This is a genomic window from Pseudomonas sp. 14P_5.3_Bac1, from assembly GCF_025466135.1.
Classification (GTDB): domain Bacteria; phylum Pseudomonadota; class Gammaproteobacteria; order Pseudomonadales; family Pseudomonadaceae; genus Aquipseudomonas.
Window position 1 is genome coordinate 12613 of sequence record NZ_JANLOF010000020.1, and the last position, 24992, is coordinate 37604.

A 24992-nucleotide genomic window follows, 5' to 3' on the forward strand; every position below is an offset into this window, starting at 1 on the left:
TTGCCGGATCGGTTTATCGAGGGTAAGTTGCGCGCCGGTTTTGTTGCCGGGCAACAACTTTAAGGCCCAACTATTTAAGAGGACCTCCACTTGCCAATTTCTTTATTTCGCAAAGCCGTGCTGGTGGGTGCAGGTATCACGCTGGCTGTCAGCGTGCAGGCCGCGCCGACTGTGCATATTTATAACTGGTCGGACTACATCGGCCCCGACACCCTGGCCAACTTCGAAAAGGCCAGCGGCATCAAACCCGTGTATGACGTGTTTGATTCCAATGAAACCCTGGAAGGCAAGTTGCTCGCCGGGCGTACCGGTTACGACGTGGTCGTGCCGTCGAACCACTTCCTCGGCAAGCAGATCAAGGCCGGGGCGTTCCAGAAGCTCGACAAGTCATTGCTGAGCAATTATGCAAACCTCGACCCGGCGCTGCTCAAGCGTCTGGAAAAGAACGATCCGGGTAACCAGTACGCCGTGCCGTATCTGTGGGGCACCAACGGCATCGGTTACAACGTCGACAAAGTCAAAGAAGTACTGGGCGTCGACCATATCGATTCCTGGGCCGTGCTGTTCGAGCCGGAGAACATGAAGAAGCTGGCCACCTGTGGCGTCTCGTTCATGGACTCGGCCGATGAAATGCTGCCGGCGGTGCTCAACTACATGGGCCTGAACCCCAACAGTACCAACCCGGCCGACTATAAAAAGGCCGAAGAGAAACTGCTGAAAGTGCGTCCTTACGTGACTTACTTCCACTCGTCCAAGTACATCTCGGACCTGGCCAACGGCAACATCTGCGTGGCGGCAGGCTTCTCCGGTGATGTGTTCCAGGCCAAGGCCCGCGCGGCCGAGGCGGGCAAGGGCGTGAAAATCGCCTACGCGATTCCGAAAGAAGGCGGCAACCTGTGGTTTGACGTGCTGGCGATTCCGGCGGACGCGACCAACGTTAAAGAGGCCCACGCCTACATCAACTATTTACTGCAACCTGAGGTGATCGCTCAGGTCAGTGATTACGTCGGCTACGCCAACCCTAACCCCGGGGCGGACAAACTGATGGAGCAATCGATACGCACCGACGCAGCGGTTTACCCACCGCAGGCGGTTCTCGACCGTACATTTGTCAACTTCGAGTTACCCCCGAACGTGCAGCGTTTAATGACCCGTAGCTGGACCAAGGTCAAGACGGGCAAGTAAGGCTTAAAGCTCAAACTATCCAAGGTTTCGCCCGTATTGGGCGAACCTCAAATTTTGTTGGGAGTTTCGTAAATGGCAGTTGCCTCCGGCGCCTATAAGAAAGCCCTCGAGGGCGACCAGACACCGAAAAAGGTGTTGGTCAAAATCGACCGGGTCACGAAGAAGTTCGACGAGACGATTGCCGTGGACGATGTGTCCCTGGAAATCAAGAAAGGCGAGATCTTCGCCTTGCTCGGCGGTTCGGGTTCGGGCAAATCCACCTTGCTGCGCATGCTCGCAGGCTTCGAGCGCCCAACCGAAGGTCGCATTTACCTCGACGGTGTGGACATCACCGACATGCCGCCGTACGAGCGGCCGATCAACATGATGTTCCAGTCCTACGCCTTGTTCCCGCACATGACGGTCGCGCAGAACATCGCGTTCGGCCTGCAGCAGGACAAGATCCCCAAGGCTGAAGTCGACGCCCGCGTGGCCGAGATGCTCAAGCTGGTGCAGATGAGCCAGTACGCCAAGCGCAAGCCGCATCAACTGTCGGGTGGTCAGCGTCAGCGTGTGGCACTGGCCCGCTCGCTGGCCAAGCGCCCGAAACTGCTGCTGCTCGATGAGCCGATGGGCGCCCTCGACAAGAAGCTGCGTTCGCAGATGCAACTGGAGCTGGTGGAGATCATCGAGCGCGTGGGCGTGACCTGCGTGATGGTGACCCACGACCAGGAAGAGGCCATGACCATGGCCGAACGCATTGCGATCATGCACCTGGGCTGGATCGCGCAGATCGGCAGCCCGATCGACATTTACGAAACGCCAACCAGCCGCCTGGTGTGCGAGTTCATCGGCAACGTAAACATCTTCGACACCCAAGTGGTGGACGACGCCGAAGGCCACGCGGTGCTCAAGTGCCCGGACCTGGACCGCGACATCTACGTGGGTTACGGCATCGCGACTGCCGTGGAAGACAAGTCGGTGACCTACGCCATCCGCCCTGAAAAGCTGCTGGTGACCACCCAAATGCCGACCTGCGAACACAACTGGTCCAGCGGCAAGGTGCACGACATCGCCTACCTGGGCGGCCACTCGGTGTTCTACGTCGAGCTGCCGAGCGGCAAGCTGGTGCAGTCCTTCGTCGCCAACGCCGAGCGCCGTGGTCAGCGCCCAACCTGGGGTGACCAGGTGTACGTGTGGTGGGAAGACGACAGCGGCGTGGTGCTTCGCTCATGAATATGAAGAAGTTCAAACGCCAGCTGCAACGAATAACACCCGGTGGCCGGCATGTGGTCATCGGGATCCCTTTCCTCTGGCTGTTCCTGTTTTTCGCGCTGCCGTTCTTCATCGTCTTGAAGATCAGCTTTGCCGAAGCCGACGTAGCGATCCCGCCTTACACCGAGATCTACACCTTCGTTGAACAAAAGCTGCAACTGGTGCTCAACCTGGGCAACTACGCGATGCTCGGCGACGACGAGTTGTACATCGCCGCGTACCTGGGCTCGCTGAAGATGGCGTTTTTCAGCACGATTTTGTGCCTGTTGATCGGCTATCCGATGGCCTACGCCATTGCCAGCGCACGCAAAGAGATGCAGACCGTGCTGGTGCTGCTGATCATGATGCCGACCTGGACCGCGATTCTGATCCGCGTGTATGCGTGGATGGGCATCCTCAGCAACAACGGCTTGCTCAACGGCTTCCTGATGTCCATGGGGCTGATCAACGAACCGCTGCAGATCCTCAACACCAACATCGCGGTGTACATCGGCGTGGTCTATTCGTACCTGCCGTTCATGATCCTGCCGCTGTACGCCAACCTCGTCAAACACGACCAGAGCCTGCTGGAAGCCGCGTCCGACCTGGGCTCGAGCACCTTCAACAGCTTCTGGAAAATCACCGTGCCGCTGTCCAAGAACGGCATCATCGCCGGCTGCATGCTGGTGTTCATTCCGGTGGTGGGCGAGTTCGTGATCCCGGAACTGCTCGGCGGCCCGGAAACCCTGATGATCGGTAAAGTGCTGTGGCAAGAATTCTTCAACAACCGTGACTGGCCGGTGGCGTCTGCCCTGGCGGTGGTGATGCTGGCGATCCTGATCGTGCCGATCATCCTGTTTAACCGCAGCCAAGCCAAAGAGATGGAGGGCAAGATATGAAGCGCTTCAGTTTCTCGAGTTTCATGCTGGTGGCGGGGTTGCTGTTCATCTACCTGCCGATGCTGATCCTGGTGATCTACTCGTTCAACGAATCCAAGCTGGTGACGGTATGGGGCGGTTGGTCGATCAAGTGGTACGTGGGCCTGCTGGACAACACCCAGTTGATGGGCTCGGTGGCACGCTCCCTGGAAATCGCCTGCTATACGGCGGTGGCCGCCGTGGCGCTGGGTACGTTGGCGGCGTTCGTGCTGACGCGCATCAGCCACTTCAAGGGCCGCACGCTGTTTGGCGGCCTGGTGACGGCGCCGCTGGTCATGCCCGAGGTGATCACCGGTCTGTCGCTGTTGCTGCTGTTCGTGGCCATGGCGCAGATGATCGGCTGGCCTCAGGAGCGTGGCATCGTGACTATCTGGATCGCCCACACCACGTTCTGTGCGGCGTATGTGGCGGTGGTGGTGTCGGCGCGCTTGCGTGAGCTGGACCTGTCGATTGAAGAGGCGGCGATGGACCTGGGGGCGCGGCCCTGGAAGGTGTTCTTTCTGATCACCATCCCGATGATCGCGCCCTCGTTGGCGGCGGGCGGCATGATGTCGTTCGCGCTGTCGCTGGATGACCTGGTACTGGCCAGCTTCGTGTCTGGCCCCGGTTCGACCACCTTGCCGATGGAAGTGTTCTCGGCCGTGCGTCTTGGGGTTAAACCCGAGATCAATGCCGTGGCCAGCCTGATTCTGTTGGCGGTGTCGCTGGTGACCTTCCTGGTGTGGTTCTTCAGCCGCCGTGCCGAAGAGCACCGCAAGAAAGCCATTCAGCAAGCGATTGAAGAAGCGGCAGCGGATGGCTGGCAGCAGCCAGACAAGCGCCGGGCGCCTGCACCGGTCTAACTGGCGCAGTGGAGTAAAAAATGTGGGAGCTGGCTTGCCTGCGATAGCGGTGTGTCAGTCGACAGATGAGTCGACTGACAGGGCCTCATCGCAGGCAAGCCAGCTCCCACAGTCGTTTTGCAGTGTTTGTAAAATTGGGTTTCAGGCAACCCACGGCGACTTACGAATCACCTCGACAAAGTTCATCGGCTTGAACCCCGGCTCCTGATCCACCAGCACGTCGGTCTTCACGTTGCCGAACGTGGTCTGCGGGCGATGGCGCAAGCCGTCGGCAAACGCGCAGATAATGCACTCCTTGAACCCTTCACCGCGTGGATGCGCATGCACCACGGCTTCGCGCTGCACGCTGGAAAACGCGGCGTAGTCCATGCCCAATACGTCCATCTCGACACCGGCAGTCACCAGCGCCACGGTCGGGCGCAGGTGCTGCGGCACGCCCGGCGTGGTGTGCAGGGCGATGGACAGCCACACCTGCTCGATATCGTCATCGCTCAGCCCGTACGGCTTGAGAAACGCGGCGGCGGCGTTGGCGCCGTCCACTTCGAAACGCTCGTTGTCGCTGCGATGGCCTTCAACCAGGCCCAGGTCATGGAACAGGGCACCGACGTAAAGCAGCTCCGGGTTGTAGGCCAGCTGCTTGCGCTCACCGCTCAAGGCGCCGAACAGGAATACGCGGCGAGAGTGGTGGTAGAGCAGGTCGGATTCGACGTCGCGGATGTATTCGGTGGTGGCCTTGGCCAAGGCGCTGTCCGGGATCTGGATGCCGGCGATGGTGGTGCTCATGGTCGTTCTCCTCAACAAAGCGCCGGGGGTGGCGCCGATGAGTCCAGTCTGGTCGCGCCTGCGCGAGGGGGCTATCGCGGTGAGGATGCGATGTCGGCCAAAGTGGTGCTACATCGTGCCAAGGCTGTACACGGTCAACTGTGGGAGCTGGCTTGCCTGCGATGCTGGCGACTCGGTCTGTCAGTTAGACTGAGGTGCTGCCATCGCAGGCAAGCCAGCTCCCACAGAGGTTTTGCATTTATTCAGTTAGAAAAGGTGTTTGCAGCATGGGCAAAACCGTCGCCATCCTGATCTTTCCCGGCGTCCAGTCACTGGACGTGACCGGCCCCATGGATGTGTTCTGCGAGGCCAACCGTTTTCTGCCGCCGCAAGACCACTACCAGCTTGAAGTGCTCGGCCTGGGCCACGGCACCCTGGCCGCCTCCAATGGCTTGTCGCTGCAGGCCCACCGGCATTACAGCGAAGCCGTGCAAGGCTACGACTTGCTGCTGGTCGCCGGTGGCCCGCAATTGCCCTTCGAGGATTTCGGCGCGCAGTTTGATGACTGGCTACGCGCCGCCGCCGCCCGGGCGCAGCGTTTCGGCTCGATCTGCAACGGCGCCTTCATGCTGGCGCGAGCCGGATTGCTGGACGGCAAAACCGTCACCACCCACTGGAACGATGCCGCCGACCTGGCGCGCCTGTGCCCCTCGGCCCAAGTCGACGCCGACCGCCTCTACGTGCAGGACGGCAACCTCTACACCTCAGCCGGGGTCACGGCCGGCATCGATTTGTCGCTGTTTCTGCTGGCCCAGGACCACGGTCCGGAAGTCGCGCTGAGCGTGGCCAAACGCCTGGTGGTGTTTACTCAGCGCTCGGGCGGGCAGTCGCAGTTCAGTCCATTCCTGACGCCCCACGCCGAAAGCACTTCGGCGGTGGCGTTGGTGCAGTTGTACGTGCTGGCGAACCTGACCGGTGATTTGACCATCGCCGACCTGGCCAAGGCGGCCAATATGAGCGCGCGCAATTTCTCGCGGGTGTTTGCCCGTGAGGCGCGCATCACCCCGGCCGAGTTCGTCGAGCGGGCACGGGTGGATGCGGCGCGGGTGATGCTCGAAAGCAGCCCTGCGCCGCTGAAGACCGTGGCCTATCAATGCGGGTTTCGCGACGCCCAGCACATGCGCAGCGTGTTCAACCGCCGGCTGGGCGTGACGCCGCAGCAGTTCCGACTTAACTTTGCGGCGCCGGTTTGAGTGTGTCGTAGGCTGGCGCAGGCTTGTGTGGGAGCTGGCTTGCCTGCGATAGCATCACCGCCGTCTATCAGTAACACCGAGCGGCTTGCATCGCAGGCAAGCCAGCGCCCACAAAAACCAGCCCACAGTGATCGGTATTACCGCGCTGGCAACAGCTTCAACGTACCCCGGGTATTCGCCGTCACTTCCTCATCGCTGAAATGCGCCTGTTCGTAGCCGCCTTCGATGTAGGTTTGCGCCTGGTCGTCATAGTGCGAGTCAAACGGCACGCCGCTTTGCCCCAACGGGTTGATGGTCAGGGCGTGAGCCGGGTCGGCGAAGTCGATCAGGCGCCGGGTCGATGGGCCGTACGTCACTGGCCAGGGTGCCGGGCCAATCATGGCGGACTGGTTGTTCGGCACTTCGTGGGTGCCGGGTGCGGGGAACGGGCCGACGTTGAAGATTTTATCCAACGGTTTTTGCTGCCCCAGCGGGTGGCCCTGGGTCAGGGTATGCGCCTTGCCCCATTGCCACTGTGTTGGGTCATCGCCGAAAGTGGCCTTGAGGTGCGCCAGGCTGTTGTCCCAGGCGAGCTTGACGGTGTCCGCACGCGAGCCGTTCCACCATGGCGAGTCCGGCGAGGCGGCCAGGCGTGGCAATGCCGCATCGATCACGCGCGTAGTGAGCAGGGTCTTGAACATGCCGTCGCCGAGTTTCGGGTGAAACGCCGCGTCCGTGAGGTTGAACAGGAACTGGTTGAACAGCGTGGCGCTGGTGGACTCCAGCGGGTAATCACCTTTCCAGGCGGCCAGTTGCTCCACCAGTTGCAACTGCGCCGGGTCTTTGACCACCTCACGCAGCACCGGCAAAAGTGGCGCCAGCAAGCGTGGGCCATAGGCGGTGGTGGTGCCCAGTTGCAAGGCCTGGCTGTTGGTCACGTCCCATTTCACGCTCTTGTCGCTCAACTGCGTGTTCAACTGCTGGCCACGGTCGGCCAGGTTGTAATAACCGGGAATCTCCATACCGGTGGGCGACACTGGCTGGGCATTGGCCGACACCACATAACCGCGCGCCGGGTTTTCCTCCTGCGGGTTGGCGCTGAACGGGTAAAAGCCCAGCTTGTCGGCCTGGGCGGTGCTGCCGTCGAGGATATACCCGGCATTCACGCCAGCCGGGCGCACCGGCAGTTGCGCCGCCGCCCACCAGCCGATATCGCCTTTGGCGTTGGCCCACACGATATTCAGGCCGGGTGCAGAAACCAGCGCCGCCGCCGCGCGCGCCTTGGCCAGCGTGTCGGCGCGGTTGAGTTGGTAGAAGCCTTCGAGGATCGGGTTTTCGGTGTCCAGGAATGCCCACCACATGGCAATCGGCGTCTTGCCGGCATTTTCGCCGAGCACGTCATTGATGATCGGGCCGTGGGGCGACTGGCGCAGGGTGAGGGTCACCGGTGCCTCGCCCTTCACCGCAATCTGCTGCTCGCTGCTGGTCATGTTGACCCATTGGCCGTGATACCAGACTTGATTGGGGTTGTCCGGGTTGACCTTTTCGGCGATCAGGTCGAGGTCATCGTTCTGGAACATGGTCAGGCTCCAGCCGAAATCCAGGTTGTGGCCCAGGAACGCCACCGGCACCAGCGCGTTGTGATAACCGTACAGCTCAAAGCCCGGCGCCGACAGCTGCGCCTCGTACCACACCGACGGCACCGAGAAACGAATATGCGGGTCACCCGCCAGCAAGGGCTTGCCACTTTTGGTGCGGCTGCCACTGATGGCCCAGGCGTTGCTGCCTTCGAACTGTGGCAGGCCATTGTCGGCCAGGGCCTGCTCGCTCAACGAGGCGATTGCGCCGAGGGTTTTCCAGTCGCTGGCGGCAAGGTTGAGCGCGCCTTTGGGCTGCCAGTCCAGGTCGAAGACTTTCAGGTAATCGCTGCCCAACTGGTCGCGTACGTAAGTCAGCAGCGGCTCGGTACGAAACGCGGCGGCAAAGCTGTAGGCCATGTACCCGGCAACGCTGATGGTGTCCTCGGCAGTGAACGGCCGCTTGGCGATGCCCAGCACGTCGAACTCCATCGGACTGGCGTGGCTGTCCTGATACTGGTTGATGCCGTCCAGGTAGGCTTGCAAGGCCTTCCATGCCTTCGAGTCGTGGTCGATGTGCTCCACGTAACTCAATGCGCGTTCGCGAATACGCAGGCTGCGGAACAACTTGTCGGTGTCCAGCAGCTTGGGCCCGAGCACCTCGGCCAGTTCGCCACGGGCCAGGCGCCGCATGATCTCCATCTGGAACAGCCGGTCCTGCGCATGCACGTAACCCAGGGCGCGGTAGAGGTCGGTTTCGTTCTCGGCGCGAATGTGCGGCACCCCCCGGTCGTCGTAGCGCACGGTGACTGTGCTTTGCAGGTTGGCCAGCGTTTCGGTGCCCTGGCGGGTGGGTTGCTTGCTGTAGACATACACGCCAGCGCCGGCCATGAGGGCGGCAATCAGCAGAGCGAGCACGGTCAGGCTGCGTTTCATGGACGGTCCTTGGTCATTCACCTTTCAAGTCAGCGGAGTCTAATAGGTTTTTGACGAGTGCTGAGGGAAATGCTGATGTGCCTTGCCGACAGCCGAGGTTCAAGTGGAGAACACCCCATAGGCAGTATTATCCCACCTGTCATCTTTGAGCTTTTTGTCATGACTTGCGCCACGCAACCACTGTCAGACTCCAGCCGCCCCGAGGCTACCTACGCGTGCTGCCTGGAGGCGCCATCGCTGATCGGGCGCTTTTTGCAGCACCCGCCAGTGGGCTTTGACGTGCACCTGTCCGAACAGGGCCTTCCGTACTTCTTCACCCCCTTCGACCTGCTGACCACCGCCGACGACGCGTTCGTGAAGCGTGTGCGCAGCTGGCCTGGTTATACGCTCTGGAATGCGTGGCTGCGGATCGACAGCTGCTTTGTCGGCACCACGGTCAGCGAATACTCGCCGTTCCCCCAGGCCGTTTCGCCTCAGGCTCTGGCGCAGTGGCTGCAACATGAGTGCGCACCCCAGCGCAGACTCACCGTCATCAAAGACGTGCCCTGCGACTCGCCGCTGCTCAGCGACGCGGACAACCGCTATGCGCAAGCGCTGATCGATGACTGCACCCGACGCGGCTTCATCAGCCTGGAAGGCCAGGCGCTGGCGTATGTACCGATCAACTTCAGCACGGTCGACGAATACCTCGCGCGCTTGTCCCACAGCCGTCGGCGCAATATCCGCCGCAAATTGCGCAGCCGTGAGGCGATGCACGTGGAAATCCTGGAAACCGGCGATGAGCGTTTCGACGATGACGCCTGGCTCGCGCAGTTGTACGCGCTGTACCGGGCCGTCTACGACCAGAGCGAGATCCATTTTGACCTGCTCACGCCGGAGTTCTTCCGTGGCGTGCTCCGGGACGCCAGCAGCAACGGGCGGGTGTTCTGTTACTGGCACTGCGACGAACTGATCGGCTACAACCTGTGCTACGTGGAGGGCGACAAGCTGCTCGACAAGTACATCGGCCTCAACTACCCGCAAGCGCTGGAATTCAACCTGTACTTTGTCAGCTGGTTTGTGAACCTGGAGTACGCGGTGGCCAATGGGCTGAAGTTTTACGTGGCCGGCTGGACCGACCCACAGGTCAAGGCCAGCCTCGGCGCCGACTTCACCTTCACCCGCCACCTGGTCTGGGTGCGTAACCCGCTGTTGCGCAAACTGGGCAATCGGTTCCGCCATCACTTTGAAAGCGATGCTCAGTGGCAACAGGAGCACACTTCATGAGCCAGGATCGACCGCAGCTGATTCTGGATTTCGACGGCGCCGTCAGTGACATTCCCGGCGCACTGACCCTGCCACTGCAGGCCTGGCAGGAAAAAATCCGCTTCGGCTGCCGTTGGGCGCAGTTCCGGGAGCTGGAGACGGCCCTGCACGCACAGATGCCCGGCGACTATGGCTGTGTGTTTACCGGCAGCGGCGACTATCACCACCTCAGCCAGTTGTTGCTGAACCGACTGCCCAGCCAGCAGAAGTTCCAGCTGATCATCTGCGACAACCACCCGGACAACATGCGCTACCCGTTCGGCATTCACTGCGGTTCGTGGGTTTACTGGGCCAGCCGGTTGCCGCAGGTCGAGCACGTGCATGTGCTGGGTATCGGCTCGCAGGATATCGGCCTGGGCCATGCCTGGGAGAATCACTGGTCGCCTCTGCTCAAGCGCAAATTGACCTACTGGAATATCAACGTCGACACGCGCTGGATGAACTGGGTCGGCGCCGGTCGCAGCAATCGCGCGTTCAGTCATCCGGATGAATTGATGCGCGCGTTCCTGGCGCAGTTTGACCGTTCGCTGCCGGTGTACCTGTCGATCGACAAAGACGTGTTGAGCCCCGAGGTGGTCAACACCAATTGGGATCAGGGTGAGTTTCTGGAGCAGCACTTGAACGAGCTGGTCGACGCTTGCGAGGGCCAGATCATCGGCGCGGACATTACCGGCGATGTGTCGGCCTATCACTATGAAAGCAAGTTCAAGCGCTGGCTGAGCGCCTCCGATGGTCAGGAAGCGTTGCCTGAGGCGCAGGTGCAGATCTGGCAACAACAGCAGAACGCGTTGAACAGCCGGTTGGTGGCGCGCATCAATCAAGGCTGGCGACGATAGCCTTCAGCTGGGTCAGTATCTTTTCGAAGTGTGCGTCGGTCAGCCAATGGCTGTTGCTGATCGACAGCGTGCGCGTGGCGAACGCCTGGGCTTGAGTGATATCGCTGCCAGGCTGCAACAGCGCAGCGACGGCCGGATACTCCGGCAATGTGTGGATAAACAGGCGGGTCACGCCCAGCCCCGAGGTCCACAGCTGCGCCATCGCTGCATCACGCGCTGGCGCAGAGGGCATTATCACCATCAGAAACGGCCAGGTGCCTTGCTGTCCGGGCCTGTCCATCACCACCGAGACGCCGGGCAAGGCATTCAAGCGTGCTGCGCGGCGCAAGGCTCGAGTGCGGCCTTGCTGCAGATACGCCGGCAAGCGGGCCAGCGCCGCGGCGCCGACCTTCTGGCGATAGCCGCCAAGGCCGTGCAACGGGATGTCGTGAACCGAAAAGTCGTCGCCCACGGCCGCCACTTCATCACCCTGGTCCAGCGCCGCGCGCAGGGCCTTGCCATACACGTAATACAAACCGCGCGGCTGATAGGCCAGGGCGTAACCCCACAGTTCAGCGGTGCGTTGCAGCTCCCAGCGCAGGCTGAATGGCAGGTCCTGCCGGCATTGCCGGTGCAGCGCCTGATGCAGCACCGGGTCGCGGCTGAACAGCACGCCACCTTCGGCGGTCGTCAGGCCTTTGCCCAGCGCCATGCTGAAAAAGCCCACGTCGCCTTTGAGCCCGACGCTGTGGCCACCGTCGAGCGCGCCCATGGCTTGCGCAGCGTCCTCGATGACCGCCGCGCCGACAGCCCCGGCAATGCGCTTGGCGGTATCGACATCGGCTACACGTCCTGCCAAGTGAGTGACCACCACGGCCAGGGTGTTCTCGTCGCACAACTGCGTCAGTTGCTGTTCATCCAGGTCAATGCTGTCGGGCTGTAGATCGCAAGGCACCACACGCAATGGCGGGCAGTAATAGGCGGCCAGCGCCACCAGCGGGCAGGTGTAGGCGGGCACGATAAGTTGGGTGCGGCCGGGCATGCGTTGCTGCAAGACGCGCAGCGCGATGATCAGCGCCGCCGTGCCGGAGCAGGGCAGTGCTGGCAGTGGGATAGAGAATTGGCGGGCCAGCAATTCGGCCAGGTTGCCCGAGCGTGCGAGTAAATCTTGCCAGCGCAAAGGAAGCCCCGCAGTTGGCGGGATTTCCCAATGGCGGCTCATCACGCCGGGGCCTGCGACGGCTCGACCTCAAGCTGCTTGCTCTCTTTGTCTTCGCTGCGCGCCAGGCAGAGAATGCCCGCAATAATCAACGCGCCGCCAATGATTTTAGGCAGGGTCAGGGTGTCATCGAACAGCCACACGGAGATCAGCGTCACGCTGATCAGCTCCAGGTGGGAGGCGGCAAACGCCGGGCCCACCGGTGCGTATTTAAGCAGCGTCATCCAGGTAAAGAACGCGCCGATATAGCCGACGAAGGCGCCGTAGATCCACGGCGCGCCGAACACGCGAATCAGCCAGGCTGTATCCATCGTCAGGGGCTCGGCATGCACCGAGGCGAATTTGAAGCTGACCTGCGCCAAGGTGTCGAAAATGATCAGCGCGAGAAAACCCAGGATATAGAAACGTTTCATCATTCAAACCCTACGACAGTCACGCCACAGGCGATCAGCATGATGCCGATCAGGCGCCATTTGCTCAGGCGCTCTTTGAACAGAAAACGCCCGGCAATCATGATCACGACAATATTGATCGAACCCAGCATCACACCCACCGACAGCGGCACGAGTGTCAGGAACGCCAGCCACAACACGAATTCGAAGACATAACAGATCACGCCGAGCCAGATCCACGGACGCTTGAGCATGTGCTTCCAGTGAGCCAGCCCGTCATGTTCGGCGCTGGCCGAGGCGGCGGCTTTAAAGGCCAGTTGGCCGGACGTGTCAACGATGACGTTGAGCATCCAGAGGATGATGGTTAACTGGCTCATGTATTCCTATGCTTACAAACTCTGCGAAATCCTACGATACAACAGGCTGTTGATCGGGTGATTGGAGTTTGCCAGTTGAACAGCCTGTGTTCAGTTTGGGGTAGGGCCGCGTTGCATGACGTGCTAGCCGTGACTGACTATGAGGTTTGGGCCCAGTACGGCGTCTTAGGGATTCTGGAGGAGGTAGGCGGGCGCGGTAGAGTACAAGTCCCAGGACTGGGCCTTGTACTCTTGCGCAGTGATAACTGGTAACCCAAGGGGCCGAGTTGTTTTCTTCAGTGTTAATGGGCGTTATTGAAGATTGAATTCCGCCAGAGTGTTTTTTATTTTTTCGCGAAGTTGCAGCTCATCCAGTTCGTACTCATCGCGGTCACTCTCTGGGTTGTAGCAATCAGCCAATGAAAAAATGGTGGATGATGCCTCGTCGACTTTCTCTCCGTCAGTCGTTAGTAGACCCGCATCTCGCTCTCCTTTCCACATCGTCATGTATGAGGCGGCGAAGGTATTTGCATCTATTGCCGAGTTGACAAAATGCTTGGCGAATTCAATTAAGCTTTTGCTCATCTCAAATTTCCTTTCTCAACATAGTTTATAAATTGTTGGGTGCCTGGCTCAATTTTCCATCCAGATAAAAAATTACCATTTTTATCAAGTATTACGACATTATTAGTTTTAGGGTTGAAATATACCGATGAGCCTTCTGCTAGTAGATAAGTCCCTTTTGGGACGGTTTCCTGGTCCTCCAGATGCCTGTTAATGGCGTCCCTGAATTTGGTCAAGGTAGCACTGTTCTTCCTAGTATCATCAATGCCAAAGTCAGACGCGTGTTTTAGATACTTTTTGTCCAGCTGTTTTCGGGTGAAACGGCCTGCGTCGAGCGATTCACTGAATACGAGATATACAGGCGCAATACCCGATCCCGCAGGAAACACATAAATTGCATCTCGTATATCCAGCGGGTCAACCGCTGGCAGCACTTCGGTCGTCGCCGTGATCGGTGTCAACGTAACGCCTGAATAGACAGGCACATCCATTGGTTGGGCGGGGGATGTGGTCGAGCTGTTGCCGGGTGCCGCAATGGGAAACACCAGTGTTCGAGGTGGTGTGTCGGCTGAGGTGAAGGTGTAGGCGTTAAGCGAAGGGTCCAGTGTCAGCGCTCTTACGGGCACCTTTGCTGCAGCTCGATCGCCGACAGGGGGTGCGATCAGGGAATACTGGGTGCGGTCTCCGTAAATACGATACGGCATATCCACAGTCCCGCCAGCGGCGGCGATTTCCGGTAAGTTGCCCGGCAGTTGCGGTGCCAATCCTGCGGCGGGAATGCTCATTGCCGTTGGGTAAAGGTCGCTGTTACCCAGTGCCGGTGAATACAGCAGTAAGCCAATGCCCACTCCCGTTGCCCGGTCCAGTGCGGTCGCGGCAAGCCCTCTCAGGGCCTGGATCGCCGCTTGAATGGCTGTATCCAGCGTTAGCGAAGAGCCAGCAGTCAATGCAATTGAGCCTGCTGTGGTACTGAGTTGCGCACCTACTGGCAGCGCGGAAACCCTGAACGTGTTTGCCGCCCGGAGGGTCTGTGCCTGTGCTAAAAGTTGAGCTTGCTCGGCAGCTTCAGCAGCCTTGGCTTGTTCGACTTGAGCTGTCAGCCACGCGATCTGTTGCGTCAGGTACGTGATTTCATCATTCAGGAGTTTGGCAGCATAGGCGGCGTGTAAGGAGTTTTGCCAATTTTGGAAGTTTTTGTCTGGGTTGGCAAAAATCATGCTGTCGGAGATAGCTATTCTCATGAAGTCGCTGACGCGCCGGCTAAAGAAGTTGGAGCGGTAATAGCTGTTTGCAGTGGCTATCTGCGTTGTTATCGCTGCTGATTTTTCAGCAAGCAGTGTTTCTCTGATTGATCGTTCCTGATTTAACGCCTCGATAGCCGTTAAGGCAGTATTCGCCATCTTTTCCCTGATGGCAGCAAGACTGTTATCTATGGATGTGGCCAGAGCCCCCAGTTTGGTTGAATAGAGGGTTTCTTGATTTCTTACTGCGGCCGCTACGAGCGGTGGAAACTTTTCCAGAATGTAGTTACGGGTTGCGGAGCCGATTCTTCGTGCTTCTCGGCTGCCTGAGAAATCGTCATATCCTCCTCCGTTATTTGGGCCAAATGTTTGCTCTCTATAAGCAGTTATTCTTGTTTCTCCTAGGAAAACAGTATCTCCAGGTTTATATGGCATTGATGCATTCCCTCATTTGACGTGCCAGCACGAGCCATTCCATGCTCGTGTGTATAAAGTTAGTTGTTCGCTCTTTAAGAGATGAGCATCTGCACTGTAGTGCAGCCAAGTTTTGAATGCGTCGAGTAATTGTGTGGAGGCGTTTCTATTAACTTTCGTGCGTAGGCCGAGGCGGGGAAGAGGGTTAGTGGATGAATGACCGGTCGCGTTAAGTCTTAGGGGGCAGATGGCGCCGAACGCCACTCGCAATAGCAGCCCACCGCCAACGTATGGGTGGCATCGACCTCGCGGCCGGCCTCAAGGGCTTGCAGGATCGGCTCGATGAAGCTGTTGCTGGAATTGCACGTGAGCCCTTCGCTGTACGGCCCGAAATACGCAAGTTTGCCGCTTCGGTCCCAGATTCCGACGGCAGGTGTGGCCGGTATCTGCTCGGCACCGGACAGGGCATTGAGGGGTTTCATCTTGCGCAGGTTGTCGGGCAGTTGGCCGTGGCTGCCGGCCTTTTGCAGGGCGTAGAACTCGACGCCTTGGGGCGCGTAGTGCTCGATCAACTCGCCCAGGTGTTGCTGGTTGCCAACGTTGCACGGGCAGGCCGGGTCCCAGAAGTGCACCAGGCGAATCGGGCCTGGGCCGGCAAGTTCGGCGGGCAGGCGCAGTGCGTCGCCGGAAAACACCGCCGTGTGCTCACTGAATGCGCGCAGGTAGCGACCCTGGAACCAGTCATACGCCGCCCACAGCACGCCGGCGCAGATGACCAGGATCAGGCTGGCGAACAAGGCGGAACGGTAGGGCTGTCGCATTCAGATCAATCCTCGAAGGTCGCGTAGCTTGCCATGCTTGTCCTGACAGATGAATATCGCAGCTCGATATTCATCTTCACCGTCAGTCTGGAACCCTTTATGCCTGTGAGCTTTGACCCCGATCATCTGCGCGAAAGCTTGCGGCCACTTGTGGATGCGCAACCGCTCAGCGCCGAGGCGCGGGTCTACCAGCGCTTCTACGGGCTGGACCTGGCCGCGCGCAAAGTACCGGCGGTGAGCCGCCTGTGGCGTTTCGATGTGGATGGCTTCCACGTGGTGGCGCAGGTGTGGTGGCCACCTCAGCCCGTGGCAACCATGTTCGTGTTCCACGGCTTCTACGACCATATGGGTCTGTACCGTCATGTGGTGGACTGGGCGCTGGACCAAGGCTGTGTGGTGATTGCCTGCGATCTGCCCGGCCATGGCCTGTCCAGCGGTGCACGCGCCAGCATCGATGATTTTGCGGTGTACCAAGACGTGGTGCAGGCGCTGTTTGCCCAGGCCACGGCGCTGCAATTGCCCCAGCCCTGGCATCTGTTCGGGCAAAGCACCGGCGGCGCAGTGGTGGTGGACCATGTGCTCCATCACGGCGCCGACAGCCCGGCGCAGGGCAAGACCTTCCTGCTGTCACCCTTGGTGCGCCCGCGTGCGTGGGGTTGGTCGCAGGTCAGCTATTACCTGCTGCGGCCCTTCGTCAAAGGCATTGCGCGGCGGTTCAGCGAGAACACCAACGACCCTGCGTTCAAGCCGTTCCTGGAAGCTGACCCGCTGCAGCCGCGCCACTTGCCGACCGCCTGGGTGGGCGCGCTGGCACGCTGGATCAAGCGCATCGAAGCCGCACCGCGCAGCCCACGGCGGCCGGTGATTGTGCAGGGTGAGGAAGACATGACGGTGGACTGGCAGCACAACTTGCAGGTGCTGCGGGGCAAGTTTGATCAGCCTGAAGTGTTGATGATCCCGCGTGGCAGGCATCATTTGGCGAATGAGATTGCGCCGATTCGCGAGCAATACTTCAGCTTTCTCACGGACCGCCTGAAGTAACACAATCCAAATGTGGGAGCGGGCTTGCCCGCGATAGCGATCTGCCAGTTAGCCTTTGAGGTGCTGTCCCACCGCTACCGCAGGCAAGCCAGCCCCCACAGTTTTTACTGCGACAGGCTTGAGGTGCTCTGGCCTACTGCAAGCCCTGCGCGAATGGCTGCCAACGCCGCCTTGTAATACGCCCGACCTTCCGGCGACTCGGCAAACGTGGCGAATTCTTCCAGTTCCGGGTCAGATAAATCCCGATAGACGTACAGCAACGTGTTGTTCAGGTCATTGCCGATCTGCTGCATCAGCCGCTCACGCTGCCCATTCAACATGCCCTGAGCCTGCCCACCGCCCAACAGGCCCGGAATCATCTGGCTCAAGCTGTCGGCGGCCACACCGGCAATCGCCAGGCTGACTTCCGCACCGGCTTCACGGGCAGGCAGCGCCTGGGCCAAGTGGCCGATGATCAGGCTGCGAGTGGCATCGGCCTCGATGTGCGGCAGACCTTGGGCGTTTTTCGCCAACTGGTCGCGGCGCGTGGCCAGCAACTCGGCGGCGACAATCTTGCGGCCCAGCGGCGATTGGAAAAACGCCAGGGCGGGTTTCGGGTCCGCCAGGTTCTTGCGCAATTGCGCCTCGGCACGCTGGTCCACGGCCTGGGCGGCAAAGCGTTTATTGCTGTTATCGACCAGCGCCTGGTACACCGCCGGCGGCAGGCTGTTGCGGTAGCGTTGCTGAGCGGCACTCAGAGCGTCATTGAAATGCGCACGCTGTTCGGCCCAGCCGGCGACCTTGTACAACTGGTCATGGCCGTCTGCCCAAGCGGGCAAAACGCAGAACATCAGCACGGAAAAAAACAAACGACGCATATGGACTCCTGTCAGTCGGCCACTATTGTCCGTGTCGGGCGTAGGATTTGTCGAGAAATCCTATCGGTCACCTGACTAAAGTGTATTCAGACGCTCGGCGGCTCTGTCGGATTCACAGGCGTATGGATACTATGCGCGCCATGCAAATACCCCTCGATCATCCCCTGCTGCAACGCATTGTCGACGACCTGGCTGAAAAAGGCTGGTCGCAGCAGAACGGCTTCCTGCCCCAGGCTCTGACCCTGGAACTGGCGGCTGAGTGCCGTAAACGTGCGGCTGAGGGGGAATTGGCACCCGCAGCCGTAGGACGCGGGCCGGCCCAGGAGATTCGCGAGGGTATTCGCGGTGACCGTATCCAGTGGTTGGAAGAGGGTGATGCAGCGGTCTGCGAGACCTACATGGGCGTGATGGACAGCCTGCGGTCGGCCATGAACCGCGGGCTGTTCCTGGGCCTGGAAGATTTCGAAAGCCACTTTGCGATGTACCCCCCGGGTGCGTTTTACCTCAAGCACCTGGACCGCTTTCGCGATGATGACCGGCGCATGGTCTCGGCGGTGGTCTACTTGAACGACGCCTGGCTGCCCGAACATGGCGGCCAGCTGCGCATGTACCTCAAGGGCGGCGTCGAATACGACGTGGTGCCCACCGGCGGTAGCCTGGTGGTGTTCCTGTCCGGGGAGGTGCCCCACGAAGTCCTGCCCGCCACGCGCGAACGCCTGTCCCTGACCGGCTGGTTTCGCCGGCGGGGTAACGAGCCGTTTTAAACATGGAAAAGATTCTGATCAGTCGCTGCCTGCTCGGGCACAAAGTGCGCTACGACGGCGGCGCCAGTGGCCCGTTCGATCAATTGGCTGCGTGGCAGGCTGAAGGCCGTGTGGTGGCGATCTGCCCGGAGGTCTCGGGCGGTTTGCCGACGCCCCGGCCCTCTGCCGAAATCCCGGGCGGGCAGGGCATCGATGTGTGGGAGGGCCGTGCCCGGGTGCTGACCGCTGAAGGTGAAGACTTCAGCGCCGCCTTTCTCGATGGCGCCCGCCAAGCCCTGGCGCTGGTGCAACGCCACAATATCCGTGTCGCCATTCTCAAGGCCAATAGCCCGTCCTGCGGCAACGTGCTGACCTATGACGGCACGTTCACTGGGGTTAAGGTCAGCGGCGAGGGCGTGACGGCGGCGTTGCTCAAGCGCCACGGGGTGTTGGTGTTCAGTGAGCTGGAGTTGCCTGAGGCGGCTGCGGCCTTGGCCCACCTCTAAACACTCCCCTGAATCAACATGTGGGAGCGGGCTTGCTCGCGAAGGCGGTGCGTCAGTCACCGTTTCTGGTACTGACACTCCGTCTTCGCGGGCAAGCCCGCTCCCACAATTGATCTAGGGTGTCTTGAGGACCGGTGTGTCGCCTTCAAACCACTTCTGCGTCAGCGCCTTCAAGCGACCATCCGCCTTCACCTGCTGCAACGCCTTGTCCAGGCTGTTTTTGAACGCCGGGTTGCCCTTTTGGAAGGGAATGGCCAGCTCAGGTGTTTCCTTGTAGGGATCGCTGAAATCGAAACGATCCTGCAGCTCGGCAGTCATAGCGATATGGTTGATGGCTACGTCGTACTTGCCGGTTTCAACGCCTGGCAGCATGTCGGCGTCATCGGTGGTGATGAATGAGGGGCGCACATCCATTTCCTTCGCCAGCTGCTCGCCCAGTTCCACTTCAAAGCCGGTGAGCTTGTCGCCTTCCTTGAAGTTGAACGGCGGCGTGTTGGCCTCCAGGGCGATGCGCAGTTCGCCACGATCAAACACATCATCAATCAATTCGGCGTGAGCCAAAGGGCTCAGAAGGGGCAGCAAAAGTACAAGGCCAGGCGAAAAGCGCATGGTCGCTCCTGATGAATTCGTCTACGCGAGGGGCCGTTCAGCATCGCTTTGCTATGGTGTTGAGTGCCTTGGACAGCAATTTGTCGCGAAGTTGTCATAACCCTACAGATTTCATAGAAAAACTGGAGAAGCGAATGAAAGCCTTTTTGTCCCGTGCCACCCTGGCCAGCGTTCTGCTGGGTGCTTCGATGTTGGCTACCGCTGCTGACGGTATCCCACGCAGCGCGCCGCCTGAAGGCGCCAAAGTCTTTATCGTGTCGCCAAAAGACGGCGCCACTGTCGATAAAACCTTCACCGTCAAATTCGGCATGGAAGGCCTGAAACTGGCCCCGGCCACCAGCCAGGACCCAGGCACTGGCCACCACCACCTGCTGATCGACCAGAAAGAGCTGCCTGACGCCAGCGTGCCGATCCCGGCCACCGACACCGTGATCCACTACGGCAAGGCCCAGACCGAAACCGAGCTGACCCTCACCCCTGGCAAGCACACCTTGCAGCTGGTAGCCGGTGACAAACTGCACATGCAGTTCAACCCGACTGTAGCCTCGAAAGTCATCACGGTTAACGTCAAGTAAGATTTGTTCAGATGTGAAAAAGGGAGCCCCGAGGGGCTCCCTTTTTTGTGCTGCGTTGAAACCTTAGAACAACACGCGGCTACGAATCGTGCCGTTGATGTGCTGCAGCTTCTCTTGCGCCAGGTCCGAGTACTCAGCGTCGACGTCGATGACCACGTAGCCGACTTTCTCGTTGGTCTGCAGGAACTGACCGGAGATGTTGATGCCGTTTTCTGCGAAGACCTTGTTGATCTCCATCATCACGCCAGGGATGTTCTGGTGGATGTGCAGCAGACGGTGCTTGCCAGGGTGAGCCGGCAGCGCCACTTCCGGGAAGTTGACCGAGGACACCGAGGTACCGTTGTCGCTGTACTTGACCAGTTTCTCCGACACTTCCAGGCCGATGTTGGCTTGGGCTTCAGCGGTGGAACCGCCGATGTGCGGGGTCAGGATCACGTTGTCCAGGCCACGCAGCGGGCTTTCGAAGATGTCGTCGTTGGAGCGTGGCTCCACCGGGAACACGTCGATCGCGGCGCCGATCAGGTGCTTGTCCTTGATCGCGTCAGCCAGGGCGTCCAGCTCAACCACGGTGCCGCGTGCAGCGTTGATCAGGATGCCGCCTTTCTTGATGGCGCGGATTTCCTTCTCGCCGATCATCCACTGGGTCTCAGCGGTTTCCGGTACGTGCAGGGTGACGATGTCGGACATGCCCAGCAGCTCGGTCAGGCTCGACACTTGAGTGGCGTTGCCCAGCGGCAGCTTGGTCAGGGTGTCGTAGAAGAACACCTGCATGCCCAGGCCTTCGGCCAGAACCGACAACTGTGTGCCGATCGAGCCATAGCCGACGATACCCAGCTTCTTGCCGCGGATTTCGAAGGAGTTGGCCGCGCTTTTGATCCAGCCGCCACGGTGGCAGGAAGCGTTCTTCTCAGGGATGCCGCGCAGCAACAGGATGGCCTCGGCCAATACCAGCTCCGCAACGGAACGGGTGTTGGAGTACGGTGCGTTGAACACCGCGATGCCGCGCTCGCGCGCTGCGTTGAGGTCGACCTGGTTGGTGCCGATGCAGAAACAGCCGACAGCCACGAGTTTCTTGGCGTGGTCGAAGATCTCTTCGGTCAGCTGAGTGCGGGAGCGAATGCCGATAAAGTGCGCGTCGGCGATCTTTTCCTTTAACTGGGCTTCCGGCAGAGAACTGGTGATGTACTCAATGCTGGAGTACCCAGCGGCCTTCAGTACGTCGACAGCCGATGGGTGGACGCCTTCCAGAAGAAGGAACTTGATCTTGCTCTTATCGAGAGAAGTCTTGCTCATCTGCGTAAACCTGTATCCCGGAGAAAAATGGCAGGGAATCGAGCAGCGCAAGCTGACCCGGACGGCAGGAAAGCCGTCACCGCAGAAACGCCCTTGGGCTCTGTCCTGCGGGGGCGGTATGCTAGCATACGTGCCCCGCTAAACACCCATTCCTGCGACGTGAAGCGTTCTCAGGATGACCATGAATTGTTCGAGAGTTCTGTCGATGACCCATCCTGCCCTGATTGATGAGCTGAAGACCCTGGTTGAGCCTGGCAAAGTGCTGACCGATGCAGACTCCCTGGAGGCTTACGGCAAGGATTGGACCAAGCACTTCGCACCCGCACCTAGCGCCATTGTTTTCCCCAAGACTACCGAGCAAGTGCAAGCCATCGTGCGTTGGGCCAACGAACACAAGGTTGCGCTGGTGCCTTCCGGCGGCCGCACTGGCCTGTCGGCTGCGGCGGTGGCGGCGAATGGCGAAGTGGTGGTGTCGTTCGACTACATGAACCAGATTCTCGACGTGAACCTCACCGACCGCACCGCCGTGTGTCAGCCGGGTGTGGTCACCAAGCAATTGCAGAACGTCGCTGAAGAAAAAGGTCTTTATTACCCGGTGGATTTCGCGTCGTCCGGTTCGAGCCAGATTGGCGGCAATATCGGCACCAATGCCGGCGGGATCAAGGTCATTCGCTACGGCATGACCCGTAACTGGGTGGCCGGCATGAAAGTGGTCACCGGCAAGGGTGATGTGCTGGAACTGAACCGCGACCTGATCAAGAACGCCACCGGCTACGACATGCGCCAGCTGTTCATCGGCGCTGAAGGCACTTTGGGCTTTGTGGTCGAAGCCACCATGCGCCTGGACCGTGCGCCGAAAAACCTCACCGCCATGGTGCTCGGTACCACGGATTTCGACTCGATCATGCCGGTGCTGCACGCGTTCCAGAGCAAGCTGGACTTGACCGCCTTCGAATTCTTCTCCGACAAAGCCTTGGCCAAGGTTATGGGCCGTGGCGACGTGCCGGCACCGTTCGAAACCGACTGCCCGTTCTACGCGCTGCTGGAATTCGAAGCCACCACCGAAGAAGTCGCCAACCACGCCCTGGAAACCTTTGAGCATTGCGTCGAGCAAGGCTGGGTACTGGACGGCGTGATGAGCCAGAGCGAAACCCAACTGCACAACCTGTGGAAGCTGCGCGAGTACATCTCCGAGACCATTTCCCACTGGACGCCCTACAAGAACGACATCTCGGTGACTGTCTCCAAAGTGCCGGCGTTTTTGAAAGAAATCGACGCGATCGTCGGCGAACACTATCCCGACTTCGAAATCGTCTGGTTCGGCCATATTGGCGACGGCAACCTGCACCTGAACATCCTCAAGCCGGAAAACCTGAGCAAGGACGAGTTCTTCGCCAAGTGCGCCACCGTCAACAAGTGGGTGTTCGAAACCGTCGAGAAGTACAACGGCTCGATCTCCGCCGAACACGGCGTGGGCATGACCAAGCGTGATTACCTGACATACAGCCGCTCGCCGGTTGAAATCGAATACATGAAGGCAGTCAAAGCGGTGTTCGACCCTAACGGGATCATGAACCCTGGCAAGATCTTCGCTGTTTAATCGCCCCTGTAGGAGTCGTTTCATGAGCTACCAGCACAAGTACGTCGACGGCACCAACATCCACTTTCCCCTGGGCAAAGTGGTGTGCATCGGGCGTAACTACGCCGAACATGCCAAGGAACTGGACAACCCAGTGCCCACCGAACCGTTGCTGTTCATCAAGCCGGGTAGCTGCGTGGTCGCGCTGGAAGGCGGTTTCGCCATCCCGACCGACCGCGGTTCGGTGCACTACGAGGCGGAAATCGCGGTGTTGATCGGCAAGCCCCTGTCGAACAAACCCAGCCGTGAAGAAGTACTCGACGCCATTTCCGGCTTCGCGCCGGCCCTGGATTTGACCTTGCGCGACAAACAGGCCGAGCTGAAAGCCAAAGGCCTGCCCTGGGAAATCGCCAAGTCGTTCGATGGCGCGGCAGTGATTGCCCCGTTCGTGGTCGGCAGCAGCTTTGCGGACGTGACCGATATCGGTATTCGCCTGACCATCAACGGCGAAGTGCGCCAGGACGGCAACAGCTCGCAGATGCTTAACCCGATCATCCCGATGATCCAGCACATGGCTGGCTGCTTCTCGCTGCAGGCCGGTGACGTGATTCTCACCGGCACGCCGGCCGGTGTGGGGCCGCTGAATGTGGGGGATGATCTGGTGCTGGAGTTGACGGGTGTGAGCCGTTTCGAAAGCAGCGTTCGCTAAAGACGGCATGCCTTCAAATGTGGGAGCTGGCTTGCCTGCGATAGCATCACCTCAGTGTCACTGACACACCGAGGTGCCTGCATCGCAGGCAAGCCAGCTCCCACATTGGTATGAGTGGTCTGAAACATCTGGCTTTTGCATTTTTTTCACACACCATCCGGATAATCCACAGCCTCCTGCGCGCGGGCCCGCTGATCCTGTGCTATCACCTAACGCTGACTTTCCGGAAAAGCGCTCAATGGCCGTGACTTTGCCCTCCGCTGCACCCAAGCCCCGTTCCCGTTTTGCCCTGCGCTGGTATTCCTGGCTGTTCCTCGCTGGGGCGATTGTGTATGGCGTTGCCTGGCTCATGCATTGGGATGATCGTGGCGTACTGTGGGTGGCGGAACGCTTTGAAACGCCGGCTGAGCAGCAGGCCAGCGTCTGGCTGCCGGACTACCATGCGGTCATCGACGGCAAGTTGCTGCCCGGCATGGAGAAGGATGAGGCTTCGGATCTTTCCTACAATCCGCAGACCAAAACCCTGTTTTCCGTGATGGGCAAAAACCCGTTCCTGGTTGAGTTGAGCCTGCAAGGCGATGTGCTGCGCAAGATGCCACTCAACGGCTGGAACAACCCGGAAGGCCTGACGATGATGGAGAACGGCTTGATGGCCATTGTCGATGAGCGCATGCACACGCTCACCGTGGTGAAAGTCGATGCCGGCACCCAGCAACTGAATATCGCTGACTTCAGGAGCTACGACCTGGGCCCGTCCAAGGATCAGAACAAAGCCTTCGAAGGCATCACCTGGGACAAGCGCAATCAACAGCTCGTGCTGGGCGAGGAGCGCCCACCGGCGCTGTTCACCTGGAAAAGCGATGGCACCACGCTGACGGGCGACAAGCAAAAACTCGCCAGCACCGAGCTGGACATGCGCAACCTTTCGGCCCTTGCCGTCGATCCGCGTACCGGCCACTTGCTGGCATTGTCAGCCGACTCCCACCTGTTGCTGGAGCTGGATGAAAAGGGCGAGCAAGTCAGCTTCATGACCTTGCTCGGCGGCTTCAACGGCCTCAAGCGCACCATTCCACGTGCCGAAGGCGTGACCATGGACGAGAGCGGCACGTTGTACATGGTCAGTGAGCCGAACCTGTTCTACCGTTTCGAGAAACAGAAATAACCCACGATTACGTCGGACATTTCCCCAATAGCGGCATTCGCCAGACATCCGGCAGCGTTTAAGTTTAAATTCAGACAGGCGTGATA

General features: G+C 59.8%; 25 protein-coding genes. 14 read left to right on the forward strand and 11 right to left on the reverse strand.

The window, feature by feature from the left end; translation table 11 throughout:
- Nucleotides 1-90: 90 nt before the first annotated feature.
- The 4 genes from NTD89_RS04680 to NTD89_RS04695 all read left to right on the forward strand — a co-directional run bounded on the left by NTD89_RS04680 (nucleotide 91) and on the right by NTD89_RS04695 (nucleotide 4198).
- A complete protein-coding gene (locus tag NTD89_RS04680) occupies nucleotides 91-1185 on the forward strand; it encodes a polyamine ABC transporter substrate-binding protein (RefSeq protein WP_262206593.1) in 1095 nt (364 codons plus the stop codon).
- 72 nt (nucleotides 1186-1257) lie between these two features.
- Nucleotides 1258-2400 (forward strand): ABC transporter ATP-binding protein, encoded by a 1143-nt coding sequence (locus NTD89_RS04685; protein ID WP_065893882.1) that lies wholly within the window; start codon nucleotides 1258-1260, stop codon nucleotides 2398-2400.
- A complete protein-coding gene (locus tag NTD89_RS04690; RefSeq protein ID WP_145157884.1) occupies nucleotides 2397-3317 on the forward strand; it encodes an ABC transporter permease subunit in 921 nt (306 codons plus the stop codon). Before NTD89_RS04685 ends, NTD89_RS04690 begins: the two co-directional genes overlap by 4 nt.
- Nucleotides 3314-4198: an ABC transporter permease subunit gene (locus NTD89_RS04695; RefSeq protein WP_106575745.1), complete on the forward strand. Its 885-nt coding sequence runs from the start codon at nucleotides 3314-3316 to the stop codon at nucleotides 4196-4198. The genes NTD89_RS04690 and NTD89_RS04695 overlap by 4 nt, the downstream gene beginning before the upstream one ends.
- 141 nt (nucleotides 4199-4339) lie before the next feature.
- Here NTD89_RS04695 and NTD89_RS04700 read toward each other — a convergent pair whose 3' ends face one another.
- Nucleotides 4340-4981, reverse strand: a complete 642-nt coding sequence (locus tag NTD89_RS04700) for an HD domain-containing protein (protein WP_262206594.1) — start codon at nucleotides 4979-4981, stop codon at nucleotides 4340-4342.
- Nucleotides 4982-5247: 266 nt separating this feature from the next.
- Here NTD89_RS04700 and NTD89_RS04705 point away from each other — a divergent pair, with 266 nt between their 5' ends.
- Entirely contained in the window at nucleotides 5248-6213 is a 966-nt protein-coding gene (locus NTD89_RS04705) for a GlxA family transcriptional regulator (RefSeq protein WP_242199772.1), read from the forward strand.
- A gap of 137 nt (nucleotides 6214-6350) precedes the next feature.
- Here NTD89_RS04705 and NTD89_RS04710 read toward each other — a convergent pair whose 3' ends face one another.
- On the reverse strand, nucleotides 6351-8705 hold the full coding sequence (locus NTD89_RS04710; protein WP_262206595.1) for a penicillin acylase family protein: 2355 nt from the start codon (nucleotides 8703-8705) through the stop codon (nucleotides 6351-6353).
- 159 nt (nucleotides 8706-8864) lie between these two features.
- On the opposite strand from NTD89_RS04710, the gene NTD89_RS04715 reads away from it, so the two are divergent.
- Both NTD89_RS04715 and NTD89_RS04720 read left to right on the forward strand, forming a co-directional pair.
- Nucleotides 8865-9971, forward strand: coding sequence for a GNAT family N-acetyltransferase (locus tag NTD89_RS04715; protein WP_262206596.1), 1107 nt, complete (start codon nucleotides 8865-8867; stop codon nucleotides 9969-9971).
- Entirely contained in the window at nucleotides 9968-10846 is an 879-nt protein-coding gene (locus tag NTD89_RS04720) for a hypothetical protein (protein ID WP_262206597.1), read from the forward strand. The genes NTD89_RS04715 and NTD89_RS04720 overlap by 4 nt, the downstream gene beginning before the upstream one ends.
- Here the strand turns inward: NTD89_RS04720 and NTD89_RS04725 are convergent.
- The 6 genes from NTD89_RS04725 to NTD89_RS04750 all read right to left on the reverse strand — a co-directional run bounded on the left by NTD89_RS04725 (nucleotide 10824) and on the right by NTD89_RS04750 (nucleotide 15832).
- Nucleotides 10824-12047, reverse strand: a complete 1224-nt coding sequence (locus tag NTD89_RS04725) for a DegT/DnrJ/EryC1/StrS family aminotransferase (protein WP_315975603.1) — start codon at nucleotides 12045-12047, stop codon at nucleotides 10824-10826. The genes NTD89_RS04720 and NTD89_RS04725 overlap by 23 nt on opposite strands.
- A complete protein-coding gene (locus NTD89_RS04730) occupies nucleotides 12047-12457 on the reverse strand; it encodes a DMT family transporter (protein WP_262206599.1) in 411 nt (136 codons plus the stop codon). The genes NTD89_RS04725 and NTD89_RS04730 overlap by 1 nt, the downstream gene beginning before the upstream one ends.
- Nucleotides 12457-12813 carry an EamA family transporter gene (locus tag NTD89_RS04735; protein WP_145157859.1) on the reverse strand — a complete coding sequence of 119 codons (357 nt, stop codon included), beginning with the start codon at nucleotides 12811-12813 and terminating at the stop codon, nucleotides 12457-12459. Before NTD89_RS04735 ends, NTD89_RS04730 begins: the two co-directional genes overlap by 1 nt.
- 291 nt (nucleotides 12814-13104) lie before the next feature.
- Complete coding sequence (locus tag NTD89_RS04740; protein ID WP_262206600.1) at nucleotides 13105-13377, reverse strand: colicin immunity domain-containing protein; 273 nt, start codon at nucleotides 13375-13377, stop codon at nucleotides 13105-13107.
- Nucleotides 13374-15032, reverse strand: a complete 1659-nt coding sequence (locus tag NTD89_RS04745; protein ID WP_262206601.1) for an S-type pyocin domain-containing protein — start codon at nucleotides 15030-15032, stop codon at nucleotides 13374-13376. Before NTD89_RS04745 ends, NTD89_RS04740 begins: the two co-directional genes overlap by 4 nt.
- 215 nt (nucleotides 15033-15247) lie before the next feature.
- Nucleotides 15248-15832, reverse strand: coding sequence for a DUF6436 domain-containing protein (locus tag NTD89_RS04750; RefSeq protein ID WP_262206602.1), 585 nt, complete (start codon nucleotides 15830-15832; stop codon nucleotides 15248-15250).
- A gap of 99 nt (nucleotides 15833-15931) precedes the next feature.
- Between NTD89_RS04750 and NTD89_RS04755 the strand changes: the two genes are divergently transcribed.
- Complete coding sequence (locus tag NTD89_RS04755; RefSeq protein ID WP_262206627.1) at nucleotides 15932-16873, forward strand: alpha/beta hydrolase; 942 nt, start codon at nucleotides 15932-15934, stop codon at nucleotides 16871-16873.
- 104 nt (nucleotides 16874-16977) lie between these two features.
- Here the strand turns inward: NTD89_RS04755 and NTD89_RS04760 are convergent, their stop codons facing one another.
- Complete coding sequence (locus tag NTD89_RS04760) at nucleotides 16978-17730, reverse strand: DUF2059 domain-containing protein (RefSeq protein ID WP_106575734.1); 753 nt, start codon at nucleotides 17728-17730, stop codon at nucleotides 16978-16980.
- A gap of 131 nt (nucleotides 17731-17861) precedes the next feature.
- On the opposite strand from NTD89_RS04760, the gene NTD89_RS04765 reads away from it, so the two are divergent.
- Both NTD89_RS04765 and NTD89_RS04770 read left to right on the forward strand, forming a co-directional pair.
- Complete coding sequence (locus tag NTD89_RS04765) at nucleotides 17862-18494, forward strand: 2OG-Fe(II) oxygenase (protein WP_145158572.1); 633 nt, start codon at nucleotides 17862-17864, stop codon at nucleotides 18492-18494.
- Nucleotides 18495-18496: 2 nt separating this feature from the next.
- On the forward strand, nucleotides 18497-18979 hold the full coding sequence (locus NTD89_RS04770) for a DUF523 domain-containing protein (RefSeq protein ID WP_262206603.1): 483 nt from the start codon (nucleotides 18497-18499) through the stop codon (nucleotides 18977-18979).
- A 114-nt stretch (nucleotides 18980-19093) separates the two neighbouring features.
- On the opposite strand, the gene NTD89_RS04775 is transcribed toward NTD89_RS04770, so the two are convergent.
- On the reverse strand, nucleotides 19094-19588 hold the full coding sequence (locus NTD89_RS04775) for a transporter substrate-binding domain-containing protein (RefSeq protein ID WP_262206604.1): 495 nt from the start codon (nucleotides 19586-19588) through the stop codon (nucleotides 19094-19096).
- A gap of 134 nt (nucleotides 19589-19722) precedes the next feature.
- Between NTD89_RS04775 and NTD89_RS04780 the strand changes: the two genes are divergently transcribed.
- Nucleotides 19723-20163, forward strand: a complete 441-nt coding sequence (locus NTD89_RS04780; protein ID WP_106575730.1) for a DUF4399 domain-containing protein — start codon at nucleotides 19723-19725, stop codon at nucleotides 20161-20163.
- A gap of 63 nt (nucleotides 20164-20226) precedes the next feature.
- Here the strand turns inward: NTD89_RS04780 and serA are convergent, their stop codons facing one another.
- The gene (gene serA / locus NTD89_RS04785; protein ID WP_010167810.1) at nucleotides 20227-21456 is read right to left on the reverse strand and encodes a phosphoglycerate dehydrogenase; all 1230 of its coding nucleotides are present in this window, start codon (nucleotides 21454-21456) and stop codon (nucleotides 20227-20229) included.
- Between the two features lie 205 nt (nucleotides 21457-21661).
- Here serA and NTD89_RS04790 point away from each other — a divergent pair, with 205 nt between their 5' ends.
- The 3 genes from NTD89_RS04790 (at nucleotide 21662) to NTD89_RS04800 (ending at nucleotide 24906) form a co-directional block, all read left to right on the forward strand.
- Nucleotides 21662-23056, forward strand: a complete 1395-nt coding sequence (locus NTD89_RS04790) for an FAD-binding oxidoreductase (RefSeq protein ID WP_242199789.1) — start codon at nucleotides 21662-21664, stop codon at nucleotides 23054-23056.
- 22 nt (nucleotides 23057-23078) lie between these two features.
- Nucleotides 23079-23744 carry a fumarylacetoacetate hydrolase family protein gene (locus NTD89_RS04795; RefSeq protein WP_262206605.1) on the forward strand — a complete coding sequence of 222 codons (666 nt, stop codon included), beginning with the start codon at nucleotides 23079-23081 and terminating at the stop codon, nucleotides 23742-23744.
- A gap of 238 nt (nucleotides 23745-23982) precedes the next feature.
- Nucleotides 23983-24906 (forward strand): SdiA-regulated domain-containing protein, encoded by a 924-nt coding sequence (locus NTD89_RS04800; protein WP_145157834.1) that lies wholly within the window; start codon nucleotides 23983-23985, stop codon nucleotides 24904-24906.
- The last annotated feature ends 86 nt before the right edge of the window (nucleotides 24907-24992 follow it).